Here is a 20,336-nt window from a genome sequence, read left to right as displayed (position 1 = left end):
TCGTTCACCGAGTTTGAAAAGAAAAGTCGCCAATTTACCTTGGCGACTTTGCCGATCTTAGGTACTGGAAAACTCTTAGCACTGGAAAAAGCAAGATGAAAAATAAAAAACAATTTACGATCAAACACTTTTCAACCGTTTTGCTGATGCTACTGAGCTCAGCTTTGATGTCATTTAGCGCATTTTCTCAGGTGCGCAGCGTGCAAGATGAGCAAGGCACTTTTGAGCTAGAAGCGATACCTCAACGTATTGTGGTTTTAGAATTTTCGTTTGTCGATGCATTAGCGGCAGTCGATGTCTCACCGGTAGGCGTCGCCGATGACAACGATGCCACACGAGTCATTTCTGCTGTTCGTGCCAAGGTTGAGCCTTGGCAATCGGTCGGCATGCGCTCGCAACCGAGTTTAGAGGCGATTGCGGTGCTCAAGCCGGATTTGATCATTGCTGATGCAGAACGTCATCGCGCGATTTATCAAGATTTGCAGCGAATTGCGCCAACTTTGCTGTTAAAAAGCCGTGGTGAGACATATCAAGAAAATCTCGAATCCGCACACAAAATCGGCGTGGCAATTGGCAAACAAGCGAAAATGACACAACGCATTGAGCAGCACAAACAGACAATGGCGGAGTTCAAACAGCATTTTGCAACACAAGAAACCATTCAGTTTGGTGTGGTTTCTGACAAAGGGATGTGGCTGCATAGCCCGGTTTCTTACGCTGGTGGCGTTTTGAGTACGCTGGGCATTCAAAGCCCGCTGGCTCCATCTGAGCAAAAAGCGTATATCCCAACCAGTTTCGAACTTTTACTAAAAACCAACCCTGATTGGTTGTTAGTTGGACTTTACTCTCAACCAAATATTGTGGATGAGTGGCGCAAAAATCCATTGTTTAAGTTGCTAACTGCTGCAAAAAAACAGCAACTTGTTGAGGTTTCTCCTGAACTGTGGTCGTTAAATCGCGGCATGTTGGCTGCGGAAGAAATTGCCCGCAATCTTGAAGCGTTATTGGAGCGCTCATGAGTGCGGCGATAAGCTCGGAAAGCGCGTCTTCGGTTAGCAAATCGCATTGGAAAGCGAGCTTGTTTGTCTGTGCTATGGCGTTGTGTACGCTCTCAGGCTATGCAGCCTCAATGATTGGCTGGTCCAACTTTTCTTTGAGCATTAATGATCTGACAAGCTATTGGTTTGCGTTTGATGAGGGCAATATGCTGCATCAAATCCTCGCGACGCTGCGTGCGCCTCGTGCCTATGCTGGGTTATTAATTGGCGCTTCGCTTGCGGTATCCGGAGTGCTGATGCAAGGATTGACTCGTAACCCTTTGGCGTCGCCATCCATTCTCGGCATTAATGCTGGCGCGGCTTGTTTTATGGCCTTGGCGTCTATCGGCGTACCATTCTTTAGTCAATTGAACCCAATCATCAACGCAGTACTCGGCGCGCTACTAAGTGGTGGTGCGGTCATGTTGTTGGGCGGTTTTTTCTCCGCGCGTTCTCACCCATTGCGTTTAGTGCTAGCGGGCATTGCCATCAGTGCACTGCTGATAGGGTTAACTCGTGCGTCGGTAATTTTGGCGGATGACATGGCTTACAGCGTGTTGCATTGGTTAACGGGTTCACTCTCCGCGGTAGATTCTGAGCAGTGGCAACAACTGTGGCCTTTTGCGACTTTAGGTTTGGTGCTCGCCATGGGCTTAGCGCGAAACTTAAATTTACTCGCGTTGGGGGACGAAGTTGCTGTCGGGTTGGGTGGTAACATTCGTCTTACGCGATTTATCAGTGGTTTAGCGGTTGTGCTGTTGGCAGGAACTAGCGTAGCGATTGCTGGACCAATTGGCTTTGTCGGGTTGTTAGTGCCGCACTTGGTACGCCCGATTGTTGGTCACAACTATCACATTCTCATTCCGGTTTCCGCCTTGTGTGGCGCGGCATTGGTGACGTGGTCAGATGCTTTATCACGCGCGATTGCCTTTCCGGCTGAAACGCCAGTGGGCGTGATTACCGCGCTGTTGGGCACACCTTGCTTTATCGCGATTACAATGAGGAAATCATCATGATGAATCAAACCAAACTGTTTGCATTAGTTGGATTGTTGCTGATTGCGTCTTCTCTCACGCTGTTTGTTGGTGCGGCGAACATGTCGGCTCAACAGGTTTTTGCATTGCTGTTTTCTTTCTCTGACTCGGACTTTGTGATTCACCAATATCGATTACCGAGAATGTTGCTCGCCATTGGCGTGGGCGCAGGGTTGGGGCTGTCAGGCGTTTTAGTTCAAGGCGTCATCCGTAATCCACTTGCCTCACCAGATTTAATGGGGATAAGCGCCGGAGCAGGACTGGCGGCTACCGCTTGTTTGGTGCTGTATCCGAATGCGCCAGTGGCAATGTTGCCGATGGTCGCCATGGCGGGAGGCTTGCTTGCTGCTGGCTTTATTGCTGTGCTGGCTTACTGGTCGAAACCAACACCAGCACGTTTGGCGCTGATTGGTGTTGCTGTCAGCGCATTTTTAGCCAGCGGTATCGATTTTCTTCTGATTGTGCACCCTATCGAAATCAACACGGCGATGGTATGGCTAACCGGCAGTTTGTGGGGACGAAATTGGCAACAAGTGCCGTTTATTTGGAGTGCTCTATTGCTGCTACTACCATTGGCGTTTTGGCTGGCTTGGCGGCTAGATGTTATGGGACTGGGAGAAGAAAGCGCCACTACACTTGGCACGAAACCAAGACAGATCCAAATTCTTGCGTTGATTGCTGCCGTGCTATTGGCGAGTATCAGTGTGTCTGTGGCAGGCACGATCAGCTTTGTTGGCCTGCTTGCGCCGCATCTTGCGCGTTTGCTGTTTGGCCACAACCACAAGTTGTTGATTCCAGCCGCTGCAACCCTTGGCGCTTTGTTGGTGATTTGCGCCGATGGTTTAGCGAGAGGCTTACAGCCACCAATTGAGCTACCAGCGGGAGTGCTGACATCTGTTATTGGCGCACCATATTTCATTTTTCTTTTGTATCGTTATAGAGGTTGGTAAGCATGTTACGAACGCAGAACTTATCCGTCGCGTACGGCAAACAGACCATCATTCCAGATCTCTCTTTGTCGATTCCTCAAGGTAAAATTACCGCACTAGTTGGTCCAAATGGTTGCGGTAAATCGACACTATTAAAAACCTTGGTACGCATCAATAAACCCGCTTCTGGCCAAGTGTTGTATGACGACAAACCACTAAGCAGCTACGGTGATAAACGCTTGGCGCGTTCGTTGTCTTTGCTGCCGCAGATTCTTGTCAGTCCTGAAGGTATTACAGTCAGAAAACTGGTCGAATATGGCCGCTCGCCTTACCTCTCTCATTGGGGCCGGTTAAGTCAACAAGACAAAGCCTTGGTCGAGCAAGCAATGCAAGATACTGGCGTGATTGAGTTTGCTGATAAGCCGGTTGAATCGTTGTCTGGTGGTCAAAGACAAAGGGCGTGGATTGCGATGGTGATGGCGCAAGATACCGACGTAGTGATGCTTGATGAGCCAACCACTTACTTGGATCTCTCTCACCAAGTTGAGCTGATGAAACTCATGAGGCAGATGAACGACAAAGGCAAAACAGTGGTGGTAGTGCTGCACGATCTAAACCAAGCGTGCCGTTACTGCGATCATTTGGTGGTGTTGGAAAAAGGTCAGTTAGTCACGCAGGGAACACCGCAAGAGGTAATGACAGAAGGCATGTTGTCATCGGTGTTTGATTTACAAGCGAGAGTATTTAATGACCCAATCTCAGGCACGCCGATGTGTGTGGCGGTGTAGGTTTACGTCTTTGGAAAGCTATCTGCAATAAAAACGTCGATCCATAAAAACAAACCCCGCTAGTAACAAAGTTGCTAGCGGGGTTTGTTGTTTTTAAGAGCGTCCTTAATGTGGCGTTTAAGCCAGTTTAAACGTCGCCACTTTCGAGTTGAGATCCTCAGCTTGCGATTTCAGCTCAGCAGATTGATTCATCGATTCTTCGGCACCAACTACCAAGTGATCGGTCACATCTTTAATGGACGTGACGTTTTGCGTGATTTCATTGGTTACGTGCGTTTGCTCTTCGGCGGCGGTCGCGATTTGCGTTGCCATATCGCTGATCAGCGCAACGGCCGCGTTGATTTCATCCAGAGCCAGTGCTGCGCGATCAGCATCTTCCACCGAACCTTGCGCGAGCTGAGAGCTTGTATCCATGATAGTCACAGCGCGTTGTGTGGTTTGCTGCAAGGTCTCGATCGTCGAGCGAATTTCTTCGGTTGAGGTGTGTGTGCGTTGTGATAGCACGCGAACCTCGTCTGCAACAACGGCAAAACCGCGACCTTGTTCACCTGCACGCGCCGCTTCAATCGCCGCATTCAGAGCCAGTAAGTTGGTTTGCTCTGCGATGTCTCGAATCGTTGATAGCACGGTTGAGATGTCTTGCGCGTGCTGGTTGAGCTCACCGATGACAACGCTCGCTTGGTTGACTTCAGAAGACAAATTATTGATGGACGATTTGGAGTTGATCACCAACTCATGACCGTTTTGTGTGCTTGCTGAAGAGTCTTGAGCGGCTTTAGCCGTCTGCTCTGCATGTGCTGCAATCTCTTGCGTTGCCGATGCCATTTCAGTCACAGCGGTCGCCACCATAGTGATTTCTTGTTGCTGATGGTTCAGATCGGAAACCGATTGATTCGCGCGATTCGTGCTCAGCTCCGATTGTTGGCTCAGTTCTTCCGCTTGGTGACGAATGTGACCAATAAGTTGCTGCAAACTTTCAACGAACTGGTTGAAGTTTTCAGCCAGCTCACCAACTTCGTCACGGTTTTCTACTTTGATGCGTTGAGTTAGGTCGCCGCTGCCGTTTGCGATTTGTGCGAGCGCATTCGAAACGTTGTAGAGCGGACGGAACAAGATGCTACATAGCAGATTAAACAAAGCTACACAGATAACGACGACGATGGTGGTTGCGATGATCTGATCCCAAACAGCATCGTAGAGTGGGGCAACCAACGAGTTTTGATCTAACACCGTCACTGTTGTGAGCTGGGTACCCTCTATGTGGCGCGCGTAAATCACATATTCGGTGCCGTTAATAGAGACGCGACGCTCTGTACCTGAACGTGCGGCAGACGTAATGTCGTTGTTGTTGAGGCCTAGCTTGCTAACCGGTTGATTCAGCAGTTTACCGTTGTTATGAGTGAAAATATTGCCCTGTTCATTGGCAATAAACATATAACCTGCACCCGGTAGGATCACTTGGTTCAGACTGTTCAGGATATCACCGATCTCTACGTCAGCACCCAGAACGACGGTTTGACCATGCAATTGCAGGGCTTTACCGAGCGACACCACATTCGCACCAGTTGCAGCAGCAACGGTCGGGTTATCCATAAAGACTTTCGATGGATTGGCAATGGCGTTGGTGTACCAGCCCCACTTGCGAGGATCGTTATTACCTGGTGGCAAAACCACCCCATTAGCGTTGTCTTGTGACCCGTCCGGGTAAGCGAGGAAAACGTTATCGAACGCGCCAGAGTCTCGGACTTGTTTCAAATGCGTAACCAGAGAACGTTTCTCTGAATCAGAAGAGAGTGAAGTTAGTGCGCGCTCTTTAGAGAGTAGCCAGTCCTTTACGTATTGATTGTAAGATGCGCTAGTGCTTTCTAGTCGCTGTGCGACTTCGACATCGAGCCTATTTAATGAATCTCGAAAAGACAGCCCCTCTACCAGCACTCCCCCTAGAATGATGGCGGCACTGGCAGAGATTGCCAGTTTGTTTTTTAATGATAGATTTTTGAACATAAAGCGAATAATAGATCTTTGAATAATAGTTGTTGTGTTTTTATTCTCATCAGTGCTCTCTGCGCTGTTGAATATGCAGCAGAAAGTTAGATTCGAATCTGTTCAATAATTATATTTTATTGCTCAAAATAAATACTGACTCCATGTCGCGAATTTGAGTTTTACATCAAATAAGCAAAAGGATTTGGAACGATATTATTTATGTATTTGTAAAGTAAGGATTTGTCGATTTTTGTAAATGAGAATTGATTTCAATAAAAGGTGATCTTTATCACATTTGCACGTCTGATAATCCATTAAAAATGTGAAGGTTATAGCACCGGATATATATTGATTAGCTTAATCATTGTTATGGGCAATCGTTATGCGCAGTATATTGTTAGTCCCCGCGTTATTAGTGTCAGGGTGTGCTCTGATACAACAGTCGACGCCGATTCAACCTGACGCCAACTGGCACGTGGACCAGTTATCGAACGGTATGAAATACCATCTTTATCCAACAGAAGACCAAGAAGTCTCGGTCCGTTTGGTGATGAATATCGGCTCATTCCAAGAAACATCTTCTCAAAAGGGTTACGCTCACTTTGTTGAGCATATGGCGTTTAATGGTAGTGAGCATTTTACCGGTAACGACGTTGTTAAACTTTTCGAGCAATCTGGTGGTAGCTTTGGCGCTGATATCAACGCTTTTACCAGTTATCAGCAAACGTCTTACCAACTTGACCTTGCGAATAATACGAAGCTAGAAGATGCCCTGAAGTGGATGAGAGATATCGGTAACGGACTTGAGTTTGCTCCTGAGCAAGTAGAGAAAGAAAAAGGGGTGATTCTCGGGGAATGGCGACGTGCTAATCCGGATGATAAGTCCTTTTCTATGCATGCTTACCAAGCCTCGATTGAAGGCACTATGTATGGTGAGCATGACCCAATAGGTACTCGCGAAGCGATTCAAAATGCTTCCTCGAGTAAGTTAAAGGCGTTTTACGACAAATGGTACCAGCCACAAAATGCCGAGTTGATTGTGACTGGTAATATCGACGTAGATTCACTGTCCAAGATTATCAAAAGCAAGTTCTCGAACTGGGAAAGTACCTCGGATACGCTAATAGAGAAGCGCCGTGATATTCGAGTGAACAACGAAAACAGAATCTTGCCAAGTAACACGATGGAATCACCAAGTCTTCATTTAGTGATTGAGCGTGGTCTAAGTGGCGGCACGACGATTGAGCAACAACATGAAGTGTGGCGTGATGAAGTAGCAACACAACTCATTCAACAGCGTTTGATCCGTGTACTCAGTGATGCCGCTGAACCTTTTCAATACGCTTATGCAGAGCCCTATTACTCTAACTATCAGCGTATGACGTCGGCAGGGATTTCGTTTGCACCAGATCGCCGCGAACAAATGCACCAGACTTTCATTCGTACCTTGGCGTCGTTGAGAGATTATGGTGCGACTCAATCCGAGTTAGATAGCGTTATGTCAAATTGGCAAGGTGAACTTGCAAATATTGATTCAGATTGGAGTCAGCGCAAGCCAAACAGTTACGCAGAAGCACGTGTTTTTCAAATTGGACAAGACAGTGTCAGCCAATCAAAAGAGAATTATGCCCAGAGTTTGGCAGAATTCATCAACAACGAGAATTTAGAGAGCATTAACACACAATTGACGGCTTTGTTATCTCAGCAGCCAAGCTTTTTTATTGGTTTGGGGAAAAGCGAAACGTCAGAACAGTTCAATGGTGTATTTGCCGCTCTAAACAGTGCCTATCTTCAAACTGGCGAAAAACCGTTAGAGATGTATGACAAAGTGGATGGATTCTTAAAGCCTACCCAGGAAGGCAGCATCACGAGCATGCGTCAGGAAGCGGGTGGTTTTCAAGTCTATACGCTATCAAACGGTGTCGAAGTGTGGTTCCAAAAAGATACTAAAGCGGGTGGTCGAGCGTATATTTACTATGCGAGCCAAGGTGGTAAAGCCGCTGTTGATCCGACGTTGTATGCCGCTTATGAAATCGCAGCAACAACGGCAATACGCAGTGGGTTAGGGGCATTTTCTGGTTCAGAGCTAGATAGCTACTTACGCAAAAACAACATTGCGCTTGGCGCGATGCTTGATGCGACCAGTCACGGAGCACAAATTACGGCGCCAAATACGCACCTAACTGATGCTTTGAATGGACTATACAACCTAGCGACGGAGATTAAAGTCGACGAGCGCCAGATGGCAGCAGCGAAGCAAGAGTTTAAACAGCAGAGCGGCGCTTTTTTTGAATCACCGATGGGAAAACTGATTCAAAAAGCAAACGGCAATTCTTATTTGCCGGGTAGTCGTCATCGTATAGTGTCCAGTGATGATGTTGAACAAGTGACTTCTGAGCAGATACTAGCGGTGCATGAGCAACTTTTCAAAACCAATGATGGTTTTAAGATGGTTATTGTTGCAAACGTAGAGCCGGAAGAAATTACACCACTTTTGCGTAAGTATGTGGCCTCTATCGAAATGAAACCGAGTCGTTCGATTGATTATCACGTTGCGTTTAACCCGGAAGTGCCGGAGCGAACTGTGGTTGCGGATGGGCATGAACCTTCATCGTTGTATGTAATGCGTTTGACTAATACGAGCGATTACCAACGTACGGCAAGAGACACGGTTATCGAAGATATTTTGCAACGTATTAGTAATGCACGTGTTTTGGATATTGTGCGAGAAGAGTCTAGCCTTGATTACAGCCCGAGCATTTACACCATGACACAAGATCGCGAACCCATCTCTGATTGGCTCTTGGAGTCTCAAGTCGAGCCCGAAGACGTGGCACTTTTAGAGAGTAAACTGGGCAAAGTGTTTGATGGTTTAGCGTCAAATATTACCCAAAAAGAAGTGGATACGGCCGCGAAACAACTGGCAGTCGCGATGCAAGGGTTGGATGACAACCCAGCACAGAGATCATGGGCATATACTCGTTATTTGGTGCATGATTACGGCGTCGATGTGTTGCTTGACGTTGAGAAAGTGGCTAAGAGTGTGACGTTAGATGAAGTGAAAGCACATGCAAAATCAGCTTTTGGTCCACAAGCAAAACGCTCGGTGATGGTTTTAAATCCGGCCGAATAATCACGTAGTTTCTGACGAAAATCGTGGCAATAGTAATAAAAAAGACGGCGTGAAAGCCGTCTTTTTAAGCACTTTAATCAGAGCGTTTTATGCTGATTTACGCGCAAGTCGCTTTTCATTGTTGGTGTTGTTTTCTTTTGTGTTCGCACTGTCTTGAGCCTTACCCTTTAACGTTACCACTTCCTTTTCAGGTAATTCGGCTGCTTCACCAAAGAATTTGCCACCAGGTTCAATGCTGAGGTTATTGCTCCAGATCCTACCGCTTACGCGTCCCTTGGCAAGTACTTGAATGTGTTCTGCGTGACAGTTTCCGTCCATCATGCCATTAATGATCAGCTGTTTAGCGTAGATTTCACCGTTTACTCGCCCGCTTTCTGCGACAACGAGAGTGCCTTCCACGTTAATTTGACCATCGACGATGCCATCAATCTGGACATCGTTTTCTACTTTGAGTTCTCCGCTAAGAGAACAGCCTTTGGCGATGAGAGTTGAAGCTGCTGAGCTACTCGTTGTTCCACTGTTTTGATTAAAGATTCCCATCGTATTCTTCGCTCCTTAGTAAAAATGTCTTCGAAATCATTAAGGCTCCAATCGACAAATGGTTTCGGATTCAGTGCTCGCCCAACAAATCGCACCTCGTAATGCAGGTGAGGGCCAGAAGAGAGCCCACTGTTGCCGGAAATTGCAATCAGCTGCCCTTTTTTGACGAACTGACCACTTTTTACTTTGAACGCTTTCAAGTGCGAATAAGAACTCGAAAAACCGAAAGAATGTTGTAGCCTGAGGAAGTTACCAGAGCCTTTATTACTGCGGCGGGTGACTTCCACTACCCCATCGGCAGGGGCATAAATTTTGGTACCGATATTTACGGCAAAATCGAGCCCACGATGCATTTTGGCAACTTTTGTCACCGGATGGATACGCTTACCGAATCCGGAAGATAGCCGTACCTTGCCGACTGGAGAGCCACTTGGTATTTGGTTTAATAACACCATGCGAACGTTTGAGGTTATCGCCGCTGCATCGAGCCTAGCATCCAAGTTATTTGTCGAGGTATGTTCTCCAACCCCAAGCACTTTCTCTAATTCACCCAAACGTTCCGAAACAAGTTGTACCCGTTCTTCCCGTTCTGAAAGGTCATTTTCTAGCTCTGATTTAAGTGTTTTCAGTGTGCTGAGCTCTTCACCCATGGTGCGTGAATGTTCTGTCAATTCAGCTTGTTTTAACGCTGCATTATCAACGCGAGTGTACAAGTGATGAATTAAGATTACGGTCGCGGCCAGAGCAACAACAAAAAAAACGAAAAACGTTTTTATGTTGCGTTGCATCCTTTTACTGAAGTACCAATGTCTTGAGCCATTGATAGTTGATATAGAGATCGTCAACTGGTCTTTCATCGTCTTCTATTGCTCGTATTTGGTATACGTCTCGTCACTGAGTTAGTAGGAATGTAAGGAAAACGAGTAGGGACTGCCAGAGGCAAATTGGAAAGAAGTGTCAGGTCGTGAGGCGTTTTCAGATATTAGATAAAAGACTCAATAAAGATTTAATATTCTGCTGATTTTGGTCGTAATTACTCCAAATCGCTTCATTTAACTGAATATTATGATTTTTAAGGCGGTTATCCGAGAAATTGGATTGTGAATATTGCCAATAGCATCCGCACGCAATTCAACTTACTTCACGGTTTGCCTGATAAATGTTGGATAATTTATCAAACCGCCATTCATTACATCGATAACTTGTTTATGATAGCGGTTGATATAAAGCACTATTCATTGGCTTTAAACCTAAGCGTTACATTTCGGTTAGGAACACATAACTATGACAACGGAGTTGGTCGTGAAAAAACTACTATTGGCTACAGCAGTGGTCGCAGCTGCAGGGGGCGCTGGCTACCTGTACCAAAACAATACTACCGCAAGTGATGCAGGCTCACTGTTAACGCAAGTTCCTGCAGATTCACTTATGGTGACGTATCAGACAGAACCTTTTAACCATTATAAATACATGAACGCATTCGGTACGGCGAACCAAGGCTCGATTGCAGAACTTTTTGCCGATGAACCACTGTCTCCACAACAGCAGTTTGCAGTTAACTTATTCGATGGATACCTAGAGAGTGCTGCGTCGCCAGAAACATTAAAAGCTTATTTGGGCACCGGGGAAAACATTAATCCTGTGTTGTACACAATTGGTATGGTACCGGTGTACAAAGTGGATATTGAAGACCCTGCCGCGTTATGGAAAACACTGGATCATGAAGAGCAGATGAGCGGCGCTAAGCATGAGTTGGTTAAGCTTGGTGAAGTCGAGTATCGTCGTTACGAGATGACTGATTCAATTGACCCGCAGGACGGTATTGGCTTGGTTGTAGCCGTGGTTGATAACGTGCTTACGTTAACGGTTGATGTTCCGCAACTGGGCGTTCAAAACCCGATTAAAATGGCATTAGGGCTTGAAGCACCAAGTCAAAATATTGCTGAGAGTGGACGTCTTGAGGCGTTGCAAGCCAAATACGGTGAAAACAACAACTCTTTTGGTTACTTTGATCATCGCGAAGTGATTAAAGGTTTGACGACGAAAGATGGCAATATGTTTGCTCGTCAAATTAGCACGTTGGATGCAATAGATCCTGAACCAACTATTGAGGAAATGCGTTCACCAGCCTGCCATACTGAGCTTACTCAAGTTGCAGAAAACTGGCCTCAGTCCGTCGCGTTTGCAGAATACAAGATGAAAGGCGATCAGGCGTTCATTAAAGGTTCTTTTGTTGTTGAGTCCAACAATAAAGTGATTCTAGATGCGCTCAAGTCGATTCGTGGTGTATTGGCAGAGTCTAAAAGTGATAAGAGTTTCTTTAGTATGGCGCTTGGTTTAGACATTAATACGCTAGCGCCATCGATTGGTCAGATTTGGGCTGACTTGACCCAGCCTCAATATCAATGCTCTTTATTGACACAAATGCAGCAAGAGATGGGCGGCCAGAATCCAGCAGCTGCTGTAAGCATGGGGTCAGGCATGGTTAACGGCCTCAAAGGCTTAAGCCTACAAATGTTTGATATCAAAGTAGATACTAATGCTCAGCATGGTGAAGTATTTAGCCAGCTAGATGGTATGTTGTCTCTTTCTGCCAATGATCCAATGATGCTTATTCAAACTGCGCAAATGTTCGTTCCTGAACTTGCTCAATTGCAAATTCAACCGGATAACCAACCTGTTAATGTCAGTGACCTATTAGAAATGCATACTGGCATGAAGGTGGACGTGTTTGCTCGTCTAAACGAAAACCATTTCACCCTTTACAGTGGTGATAGTGCTGCGGAAGCAAGCAAAGAAGTGATGGCGCAATCACTTTCTCCAAATGGCTTGTTCAGCTTTGATTTTGATTCAGAGCGTATTTTGGAAGTGTTAGAGAGTGCGTCGTCAATCACTGGGGAGCCGGTTCCGGATGATGTTGTCAAAAGCTTACAAGGCGAGCTTGTTGGTGGTATGACGATGGACGTGACAGACCAAGGTATTGGTTTTGAGTTTGATTACCGTGGTGCAACTAAACCTGTAACGGTTGCACAACAGTAACACATTGAGTAGAAAAAGGCGGCATATGCCGCCTTTTGTTATTATGTACCGCATTAAAAAGCGAGTGGGAAGAGCGACGCTTACTCATCTATTTGAGGATGAGAGTATTGCTGATATTCAGGTAACTCTTTTCTTAAGTTACTAAATGTCGCCCATGCACTTTCTTTTGAAAGTTTGTTGATCAGCCAGTTTGGCAATAGACCTCCGGGATCAGCAAACGCCTTGTATTCCACGAGTGTTGTATCGTTTGTGAGTTTTTGTAACTCCCAAGTCGCATCAACCGAGCGAATTCGAACATAACCATTTTGTTCAGCAAGATATGAGTCAGGTGCGCTTTTGATTTCTATCGTGAATCCCAGCTCATCGACCCAGTACTTTGAGTAGGTGACCATATCCCGATTTTTGGCAGGCCATGGCGCTTTAAACTGGGTGTAAACGATGTTCTCGGTGGCCGATATTTGATTTAAAACCCGGCTATGACTGGCATTGTCAATCCAGTTCGGGATATTGTCACTGTCTTCCAGTAGCGTTAAAAATGCACCATAGCTGGTGGGTGTGAACATCCGGGCACGGATCTCAACTAAACCGTCACTATGTTCTCGGGAGTAAATTGTGATTCCATTCTTGTCACTCTCGAACTGCCAGTTCTCGTTGGCGCTCGCATCAGTACCAGCGGATATCAATGTGGCGAGTGTTAAGGCGCCAATTCTTAAATGCAACATCATGTTAGTATCCGCCAACTTTTCCTAAATTTAAGTTTATACGATTTGTCGTAACTATAAGGACAATCGTATGTTTTTTGTTATCGTTCTGAAGGTTGCTCTGCACTGAAGCCACGTTGAATGTTGGTGAAGGTAAGCGATGCAAATATTACGATAACGATCGCTAGATGCCATGCTTGACTCAATCCAAGCTGCACCAGAGTTAAGCTGACCAATGAGGAGACGACCATTTGTCCACCACCAGACATTGCCGCTGCGGCACCTGCTTGCTTTTTATAAGGTTGCATTACCATCGCTTGTGCACAAGGTAGGGCAATACCATTACCCAAGATCATTAATAGCTGTCCTAGCATCAGAAATAGAGGCTCAACAGGGCAGAAAAATAACCATATTGCGGCAGCGAGGTGAAGAAATGGGGTGCAAAGCAGCATTTTTTTATTGCCAATAATTGGCCTTACTCGGTTACAAATCGTGGTACCACATAACATACCCAAAGCGGGAATGAGCGCCCACATCGCGTATTGAGCGGAGGTCATGCCAATTTGATCTTGCATGATAAATGGCATCACAGAGACTGTCGTAATCATTAAGCTGAAGTTTAACCAACTGATACTGGCGAAACTCATAAAGTAACGAGACGTAAGTAAGCTCTTGTATTGGAGCAACATGTTTCGGGGTGACGGAATGACAGAACGTTTTGCGATGGTTTCTGTGAACTTAAAGGCGATGATTACCCAGGCCAGCGAGACATAGCCCAACAGAGAAATAAACACCATACTCCAACCGAAGTGGAAGTTGATAAAGCCGCCAATCACAGGTGCAATAAGTGGCGTGATTGAAGCCGCCATGGCGATGTAAGACATTGCCACTGGGAGTTCATCCCCGCTAAACCTATCTCGAGTCGACGCCCTCGCGAGTACCGCGCAGCATCCTGTACCTAACCCTTGTAAAAAGCGCCCCATCACCATCCCTGTAAATGTGTCACTGAAGAAAATAATCATCAGCAGACCAGACATCGCGATGAGTAAACCGGTAAGTAATACTCTTTTTCGTCCTAAAGCATCTGACACTGGCCCGTAGATAAATTGAGAGGGGCCAAAGCCGAGCAAATAAATACTCACAAGTAGTTGAGCTTGGTCGAGGGAGATGGAAAAGTCTTTTGCTATCCATGGCAAAGAGGGCATGACTAGCCCCATGCTCAACTGGCCAACGCTAATAATAAGACAGGCGAGTAGTATAGTATGAAAGTTGATTGGGCGACTCATGACTGGTCTCCATTCAAACAACCTTTTTGGCGTCGTGATCTTAAGCCGCCTTCGTCATCCACTTCATTTAGCTTTGCTTTGACCCGCTTCACAGTCGATAGACTGACTTCGCATTTCTCTGCTACGTTTTGCAATGTGTAGCCTTCTAGCAGTAACGTTGCGATCTGTTGGTGTTTGGTTTTGTTTGCGGGGCGGCCGCGAAACTTCTGTTTCCATAATTCTGGCTGCTCTTTAATGGCCTGTCGCCCTTGCTCTGCGGCAAACAGGCGATGTTCAGTCTGCACTTTCCCATATCCAGATAACACTGTGAGTAGTGTTTGAGTTTGAACAGAACCTGGCTCAAAAGTTAGTGATTCACATACGGTTTTCAATGTTACCCCTTTATCGAGTAGCATTTTTATCGTGTTCAATGCTTGACTAAAGTCGCGACCAAATGCGGTCAGCCACCAGAGCACAATCGTATCCCCAGCTCTGACGGAATCGAGCAGTCGTAAGAATGCCTCTCTCTCGGTTGGAGGCATGCAACCACGAACCTTATCCTCAAAATGCTGAGCTTCGGGCGCAAAAGCTTTTAGAGTATTAAGGTGCTCTTGGTAAGCTCGATTTTTTGGCGAATAGCGAGTGTAAAGATACGTAGTCATAAGGATTATGAGCCTTTTTTGTTTGGTTCATATAGTGTAATGGCTCACAAATATACATGGGTTCATTAATACTGACAACACTAAATGAGCCGTTTGGGAGTCAGAGGCACATAAAAAAGCCAACCGAATGGCTGGCTATAGCTATTTAAGCTTTTGTTGTCTGTCGCTCGATTAACTTCACTGGCACCATCATTTTTACTAGGCTGCCGTTTTTCGTATTAATTTGATCAACAATGATCTTCACGCATTCGCGAGCGAGGCGACGGAAATCCTGGCGGAATGTGGTTAATTGATAGCTTAACCATTCTGTCTGAGGAATATTATCAAAGCCAATGACTTGTAAGTCCTGAGGAATGCTCAACCCGCATTCTATACGAGCGATATCCATGACCGCCATCGCAAGGTTATCGGTTGCACAGAACACCGCTTCAGGCCGATTTTTGTCTGCCAGTATGGCACGGACTTTATCAAGTGAGCTCGCGTAGTCATAACTGGCTTCAATGATGCGTGGCGTCTTGCCGGTTAGGTCTTCAAATTCAGAGCAGAAGCCGCTTTGGCGTTCGTCATTCGTAAAGGTTGGCACTTCTCCCGTCAAATAAACCGCGTTCTTCACGCCACTTTTATGCAGAAGTTGCGCGGCTTGTTGGCCTGCTTCGTAGTTGTCACTGATAACGTAGCTACTCCTAGTACCTTCAACAACTCGTGCGTATTGAACAATTGGGATATTAAACTCTTCACATTCTTCATAAAGGGACTTATTGAAGGTTGCGGAAGCGGCAATGACGCCATCGACGCGATACTGGAAGATATTTGGGATTGAGTGACCCTCTTCTTCATCCACTTGCCATGGAATCAATACGGCAGAATAACCTTTTTTCTGTAACTCACTGGAAATTAATTGCAGTGTTTTCATATGGATAGGGTAATCCGCATCAGGAAACACCAAACCTATCAATTTCGATTCGTTTGTGGTCAGGCTACGTGCAAAGGCGTTAGGGCGGTAGTTAAGGGCTTTAGCCGCTTCAAAGACTTTTTGCTTGGTCTTTTCGGATACTGAGCTACCCGGAACAAACACGCGCGATACAGTAGATTGAGAGACGCCTGCCATCTTTGCCACATCTTTTGATGTGACTACGTGTTTAATTGATTTCATGAATAAAACTTAGTTGCCAGTAATTGAGGTCATAAGACTAGCATAAATAGGTACGTATTCATAAATGTTCTGACAGGGTATCCTAAGTAGAATAATGGCTTTGGAGTGTTAAAAAGCAAAATGTGGGTTAACCCATTTGGTTTGCTTTGAGCTAGCACTAGAGCTAGAGCGTAGATACTGTCCGTTTGTTGGACGTACAGTATCTACGTAAAGAACATTAATTTGCTTGTTTGACTGCAACTTTACGTTTTGGGGAGAGGAGTGAATACCCCATGTATCCGATGCAAGCGGTTGCGACAAGAATAGAGCAGCCACGCATAAAGTTAATCAGCATAGGAGCGTTGTCGGTAAACGCGTTGATCCCCCAAAGCATCACGATCGAGAATACAAACATCACTAGTAAGCCATAACATGGAGCATCGATTTTGCCGGGAACGACATACCAACCATCTTCCTTGATTGGTTTATTTAGACGAGCATATTCCGCTTGCTGGCCTTTCACTGTGTAAAGATGCATTTCATCTTGTTTACCCGTCAGGAGAAGGCTAGCAATGTAAGCAACAACGGCATTCACAAGGACGCCAATCACGCAATACCAAGGCCACGCAATATCGGTCGCAACGGCTACATACCAAATCACCAAGAAGCTAGCAGCAACGCCAATCAACAAGCCTTTTTCAGTAATGTGTTTTGAGTAGAACCCAAGGACAAACATACAGAAGCTTGCACCGACAAAGTAAGAGCCTGCCTTACTCAGCACTTCCAGTACCGAGCCTGTGCTGGTGGCAAACATGATCGCTGGAATGATGACCAAAATCGCCCACGCCACCGTGAAGAAACGCGATACCTTCAAGTAATGCTCTTCCGACTCGTTTTGCTTGTAGAAGCGTTTGTAAAAGTCAGCCACAGAAACGGTCGCCATTGAGTTGAACGCAGAGTCGAGACTCGACATACTTGCCGCCAGAATCGCAGCGGCAATGATGCCCATCAAGCCTGGCATTCCATATTCACTCGCATAATGAAGAATGATGGTATTGCCGTTTTCAAACTCTTTACCGTCGTAATAAGCGTTGAACAGGACGCCAAGCAAGATAAAGACAAAGTAAATAAAGAAGGCCACGTAGCCCATCATCAACATTGCCTTTTTCGCATCGCCCATGTTTTTAGCGGCCATACAACGTTGTACCATCATCTGGTTACCGCCATACACGGTGGTGTGGAACATCGTCATTGCGATAACGCCAGCCCATACCGTCGTTACTTGGCTTAGGTCAAAACTTGTCTGTAGGGCATCGGTCATTCCTTTCGCTTTGAGTTCTGCCATGACCTCCGTCATTGGAGCAGGCATGCCATTCCAAACGGCTTCAATGATGATGAATGCGCCAATAAATAAGATTACTGCTTGAATCACATCGGTCCAAATGACAGCCGCGATACCGCCCATTACGGTGTAGATAAGGGCAATTGCAGTGACGATCATGATGCAGTACATCACGTCGATACCAGTAATGAACTCTAAAATCATTGCTGTCGCGTAGAGTACGGCTGCCGAGCTCAATGCTTGTTTGATAAGGAAGATAAACGACAAAGTCAGTCGTGAAGCCTTACCGAAGCGTCGTTCTTGATACTCGTAGATGGAGGTTAAACCGTTGTTGTAGAAAAACGGCATAAACACAGCCACGATGAAGAAGATCACCAGCGGATAATTTAGGTGAATCGCGATAACCGACAGGCCTTCTTTGTAAGACCAAGCTGGCCCGCCAAGGAACGACATGGCACTCACGTAAGTACAAACGACAGAAATACCGATCGCCCACCAAGGGATGCTCTTATCACCCAAAGCGAATTGGCTAGCTGAAGTTACTCGCTTACCAATCACCGCACCCAATACTAGCGTTAGGGCTATGTATCCACCAAGGATGCTCCAGTTAAGTGCGCCAAACTCATGCATAATTAGGTCCTTCTAACTGTTCTTTCATTTGTGCAAACACGTCATAGCCAAGTTGCAGCAGGATATGAACGATGTCGATCGCCACCCAGTTTTCTTTCAGTAAATCTCCTTCGCGTCGCCAAATGTCCATAACGCGAAGTTCGATGTGTTTTCCGGTTGGGGCAAGACCGAGCCAGCCACTGTGACCAGTGTGAGTACCATGCATATGTGGCCAACCACCTGTGGATACGTAGTCATTTTTGGCCAAAAAATTGACCTCAATATCGACACTTCGATCTGGGAACGCAAACACAAATGGCGCTTGGTGGTGGTTACGGAAACCTTTGACACCGCGCGTCGTGCCAATACCTGCTGGGCCGTACCACATGAAGTCATTGTGCCAGTAGTTTTCAAGATCCATCGAGAAAAGATCTTTGCCATCAAAACGACCCAAGCAAGACAGCATATCTTCAACCAGCTGGGCGCTCTTTTCACTTTCTTCCAAAGACACAATAGGTTGTTGAATACCGTTAGAAGTTGCAGGAGAAGGAACCAAGCCATCGTGACCTAAGCTTTTACGAAGAGGGTTGCAGCCTGCTTGATTCATCGCGTCGATGAAGTCTGGGATCATGTAAGATTCGGTGATTTGGTCGTTCTCCACACACACCATTTCGGTGTAACGCAAGTAGAGTGTTTTCCCTGTTGCTGGGATGCCAAACAGTGGTTGTTCAAATGTACCGATAAAGTAGCCGGTAGAGTTGTACCAAGTGCGGCCTTCGTATTCGCCGTGCATCACAATTATTGGTCGGCGCTCGGCGTCAGGCAAAGCATTAACAAGTGGTGAGAGGAAAGATTTGTGGGTTGCATCTGGGCCATTAAGATTGTTCACAGGGTGCGCCACGCACCATTTTACGTCAGGGTTCAAAGCTTGCAAAGCGGCTTGTTTTTGCTCGATGTCTGCGGCTTTGAAGTAGTTCTGGTAGAACTGTTCGATGATGTTGAGTGACATGTTGCTTCCTTACTGTCTGTGATTTTAATAAATAGTGTTTAGTCAGCCGTTAGCCTTGCTGTAGCAGGATTTGCTTCCAGATTGCGGTCTCGTCAAACAAAGTGAATTCGCGACGAAGACCCCAAGGGCCAAACTCAGCGTGGCTGATCCCCATGATGTAAACCTCTTTTCCTGAAGGCTTACCAAACATCCCGTATCCCTCATGCTTACCGTGCAAAGACCATCGAATTGCAGCGCGTGGTGACATCATGTCGTCATCTCGGCCAATACGATGGTGAACGGTAAATTGAGCATTTGGGAAAGACGCACGAAGTGCCATCCAAAAATGATCGACTTCCGAGTGTGATAGGGCAGTTTGACCGCCAGTGTATTCGCCGATGCAAGCGCGGTCGTACTCTTTCGGTACTATAGAGAACTCGGCATTCATAAGGCTTCTGAGAATTGCTTCATAGCGCTGACCATATTCGTTGTCGTTGCCTACGCCCAAATAAGGTCCAGGAATGTCGACTTCAGGTGTGAACGGAAATGGGCTTGATTCCACGCCACCTTCAAATTCGATTTGTTGGCGTGCAAACTCTTCTGACGTCATACCCAGTTGCTTCGCGATATCGGCTTGATCGCGAACCAACCATTCGTCATTGATTTGGTTATTGATAGCGTGGCAATCTGCGATAATACGGAAACGAAGTTTGCGGTTCGAGGCTTGCCCGTAGAAGCCGTTGCCACTGTGTGTTGCAGTAGAGATGATTCGATGAGAAGAAAGCATGCCTTGTTCCGGGGTGCCTGACCAAATGACGTCTTCGCCATATAGCGTGCGATCGGGAAACTCGGCCAGTGTCGCCATTGTTGCACTGATCACCCCTTCGTTTCCTTGAACGATAGAGAGTGGAGTACGCACAACAATGTCGGGAGAGTAGTAGTGTTCTAAGGTGTTTAAACCTCGGTCTTCCCAAATCTCTTTTGTGATACCAAGAATGTAGTCGGGAAAATCACGCCACTTTTCATCGAAGCCAACCATGGCCATAAATCACCTCCGTAATTGAATAATTATGTTTGAATTATGTCTTGATTACGTATTCAAAATATATCATGTTGCCATTTTGTCAATGGATTGTTTTTCGATTGTTTAA

The 20,336-nt window shown here is 46.1% G+C and carries 16 protein-coding genes; 6 read left to right on the top strand and 10 right to left on the bottom strand.

Annotated elements, in window-relative coordinates; translation table 11 throughout:
* The first annotated feature begins 95 nt into the window (after window positions 1-95).
* The 4 genes from R7D93_RS03130 to fecE all read left to right on the top strand — a co-directional run bounded on the left by R7D93_RS03130 (window position 96) and on the right by fecE (window position 3,788).
* Window positions 96-1,019 carry a Fe(3+) dicitrate ABC transporter substrate-binding protein FecB gene (locus R7D93_RS03130; RefSeq protein WP_085569431.1) on the top strand — a complete coding sequence of 308 codons (924 nt, stop codon included), beginning with the start codon at window positions 96-98 and terminating at the stop codon, window positions 1,017-1,019.
* 74 nt (window positions 1,020-1,093) lie between these two features.
* Complete coding sequence (locus R7D93_RS03125; protein WP_374044662.1) at window positions 1,094-2,053, top strand: FecCD family ABC transporter permease; 960 nt, start codon at window positions 1,094-1,096, stop codon at window positions 2,051-2,053.
* Window positions 2,050-3,021 carry a FecCD family ABC transporter permease gene (locus tag R7D93_RS03120; RefSeq protein WP_005383459.1) on the top strand — a complete coding sequence of 324 codons (972 nt, stop codon included), beginning with the start codon at window positions 2,050-2,052 and terminating at the stop codon, window positions 3,019-3,021. The genes R7D93_RS03125 and R7D93_RS03120 overlap by 4 nt, the downstream gene beginning before the upstream one ends.
* A gap of 2 nt (window positions 3,022-3,023) precedes the next feature.
* Window positions 3,024-3,788: a Fe(3+) dicitrate ABC transporter ATP-binding protein FecE gene (gene fecE, locus R7D93_RS03115; RefSeq protein WP_054700603.1), complete on the top strand. Its 765-nt coding sequence runs from the start codon at window positions 3,024-3,026 to the stop codon at window positions 3,786-3,788.
* A gap of 117 nt (window positions 3,789-3,905) precedes the next feature.
* Here fecE and R7D93_RS03110 read toward each other — a convergent pair whose 3' ends face one another.
* Complete coding sequence (locus tag R7D93_RS03110; protein ID WP_225495726.1) at window positions 3,906-5,792, bottom strand: methyl-accepting chemotaxis protein; 1,887 nt, start codon at window positions 5,790-5,792, stop codon at window positions 3,906-3,908.
* A gap of 364 nt (window positions 5,793-6,156) precedes the next feature.
* Here R7D93_RS03110 and R7D93_RS03105 point away from each other — a divergent pair, with 364 nt between their 5' ends.
* Entirely contained in the window at window positions 6,157-8,907 is a 2,751-nt protein-coding gene (locus R7D93_RS03105) for a M16 family metallopeptidase (RefSeq protein ID WP_213966412.1), read from the top strand.
* 87 nt (window positions 8,908-8,994) lie between these two features.
* Here the strand turns inward: R7D93_RS03105 and R7D93_RS03100 are convergent, their stop codons facing one another.
* Window positions 8,995-9,447, bottom strand: a complete 453-nt coding sequence (locus R7D93_RS03100) for a bactofilin family protein (RefSeq protein ID WP_080659230.1) — start codon at window positions 9,445-9,447, stop codon at window positions 8,995-8,997.
* Window positions 9,351-10,304 (bottom strand): M23 family metallopeptidase, encoded by a 954-nt coding sequence (locus tag R7D93_RS03095; RefSeq protein WP_053307982.1) that lies wholly within the window; start codon window positions 10,302-10,304, stop codon window positions 9,351-9,353. Before R7D93_RS03095 ends, R7D93_RS03100 begins: the two co-directional genes overlap by 97 nt.
* A 427-nt stretch (window positions 10,305-10,731) precedes the next feature.
* Here R7D93_RS03095 and R7D93_RS03090 point away from each other — a divergent pair, with 427 nt between their 5' ends.
* Window positions 10,732-12,486, top strand: a complete 1,755-nt coding sequence (locus R7D93_RS03090; protein WP_196297851.1) for a hypothetical protein — start codon at window positions 10,732-10,734, stop codon at window positions 12,484-12,486.
* Between the two features lie 80 nt (window positions 12,487-12,566).
* Here R7D93_RS03090 and R7D93_RS03085 read toward each other — a convergent pair whose 3' ends face one another.
* From R7D93_RS03085 to R7D93_RS03055, 7 genes are all read right to left on the bottom strand, one after another.
* Window positions 12,567-13,211 (bottom strand): START domain-containing protein, encoded by a 645-nt coding sequence (locus R7D93_RS03085; protein WP_137282971.1) that lies wholly within the window; start codon window positions 13,209-13,211, stop codon window positions 12,567-12,569.
* A gap of 77 nt (window positions 13,212-13,288) precedes the next feature.
* Entirely contained in the window at window positions 13,289-14,473 is a 1,185-nt protein-coding gene (locus tag R7D93_RS03080; protein WP_225495724.1) for a multidrug effflux MFS transporter, read from the bottom strand.
* Window positions 14,470-15,114 (bottom strand): recombinase family protein, encoded by a 645-nt coding sequence (locus R7D93_RS03075; RefSeq protein WP_053350170.1) that lies wholly within the window; start codon window positions 15,112-15,114, stop codon window positions 14,470-14,472. The genes R7D93_RS03080 and R7D93_RS03075 overlap by 4 nt, the downstream gene beginning before the upstream one ends.
* Window positions 15,115-15,259: 145 nt before the next feature.
* Complete coding sequence (locus R7D93_RS03070; RefSeq protein WP_005374731.1) at window positions 15,260-16,267, bottom strand: LacI family DNA-binding transcriptional regulator; 1,008 nt, start codon at window positions 16,265-16,267, stop codon at window positions 15,260-15,262.
* 217 nt (window positions 16,268-16,484) lie between these two features.
* The gene (locus tag R7D93_RS03065) at window positions 16,485-18,218 is read right to left on the bottom strand and encodes a sodium:solute symporter family transporter (protein ID WP_005374733.1); all 1,734 of its coding nucleotides are present in this window, start codon (window positions 18,216-18,218) and stop codon (window positions 16,485-16,487) included.
* Window positions 18,211-19,206, bottom strand: a complete 996-nt coding sequence (locus R7D93_RS03060; protein WP_225495722.1) for an ester cyclase — start codon at window positions 19,204-19,206, stop codon at window positions 18,211-18,213. The genes R7D93_RS03065 and R7D93_RS03060 overlap by 8 nt, the downstream gene beginning before the upstream one ends.
* A gap of 49 nt (window positions 19,207-19,255) precedes the next feature.
* A complete protein-coding gene (locus R7D93_RS03055; RefSeq protein ID WP_017820104.1) occupies window positions 19,256-20,230 on the bottom strand; it encodes an ester cyclase in 975 nt (324 codons plus the stop codon).
* Window positions 20,231-20,336 lie beyond the last annotated feature (106 nt).

The organism is Vibrio sp. YT-15 (assembly GCF_033337445.1).
Taxonomy (GTDB): Bacteria; Pseudomonadota; Gammaproteobacteria; order Enterobacterales; family Vibrionaceae; genus Vibrio; species Vibrio alginolyticus.
This window is presented reverse-complemented; position numbering and strand designations above follow the sequence as displayed.

Bases quoted from the DNA above. Each gene is read 5' to 3' on its own strand.
- R7D93_RS03130 (WP_085569431.1), top strand. From the start codon at position 96: ATGAAAAATAAAAAACAATTTACGATCAAACACTTTTCAACCGTTTTG.
- R7D93_RS03125 (WP_374044662.1), top strand. From the start codon at position 1,094: ATGGCGTTGTGTACGCTCTCAGGCTATGCAGCCTCAATGATTGGCTGG.
- R7D93_RS03120 (WP_005383459.1), top strand. From the start codon at position 2,050: ATGATGAATCAAACCAAACTGTTTGCATTAGTTGGATTGTTGCTGATT.
- fecE (WP_054700603.1), top strand. From the start codon at position 3,024: ATGTTACGAACGCAGAACTTATCCGTCGCGTACGGCAAACAGACCATC.
- R7D93_RS03110 (WP_225495726.1), bottom strand. From the start codon at position 5,792: ATGTTCAAAAATCTATCATTAAAAAACAAACTGGCAATCTCTGCCAGT.
- R7D93_RS03105 (WP_213966412.1), top strand. From the start codon at position 6,157: ATGCGCAGTATATTGTTAGTCCCCGCGTTATTAGTGTCAGGGTGTGCT.
- R7D93_RS03100 (WP_080659230.1), bottom strand. From the start codon at position 9,447: ATGGGAATCTTTAATCAAAACAGTGGAACAACGAGTAGCTCAGCAGCT.
- R7D93_RS03095 (WP_053307982.1), bottom strand. From the start codon at position 10,304: ATGAAAGACCAGTTGACGATCTCTATATCAACTATCAATGGCTCAAGA.
- R7D93_RS03090 (WP_196297851.1), top strand. From the start codon at position 10,732: ATGACAACGGAGTTGGTCGTGAAAAAACTACTATTGGCTACAGCAGTG.
- R7D93_RS03085 (WP_137282971.1), bottom strand. From the start codon at position 13,211: ATGATGTTGCATTTAAGAATTGGCGCCTTAACACTCGCCACATTGATA.
- R7D93_RS03080 (WP_225495724.1), bottom strand. From the start codon at position 14,473: ATGAGTCGCCCAATCAACTTTCATACTATACTACTCGCCTGTCTTATT.
- R7D93_RS03075 (WP_053350170.1), bottom strand. From the start codon at position 15,114: ATGACTACGTATCTTTACACTCGCTATTCGCCAAAAAATCGAGCTTAC.
- R7D93_RS03070 (WP_005374731.1), bottom strand. From the start codon at position 16,267: ATGAAATCAATTAAACACGTAGTCACATCAAAAGATGTGGCAAAGATG.
- R7D93_RS03065 (WP_005374733.1), bottom strand. From the start codon at position 18,218: ATGCATGAGTTTGGCGCACTTAACTGGAGCATCCTTGGTGGATACATA.
- R7D93_RS03060 (WP_225495722.1), bottom strand. From the start codon at position 19,206: ATGTCACTCAACATCATCGAACAGTTCTACCAGAACTACTTCAAAGCC.
- R7D93_RS03055 (WP_017820104.1), bottom strand. From the start codon at position 20,230: ATGGCCATGGTTGGCTTCGATGAAAAGTGGCGTGATTTTCCCGACTAC.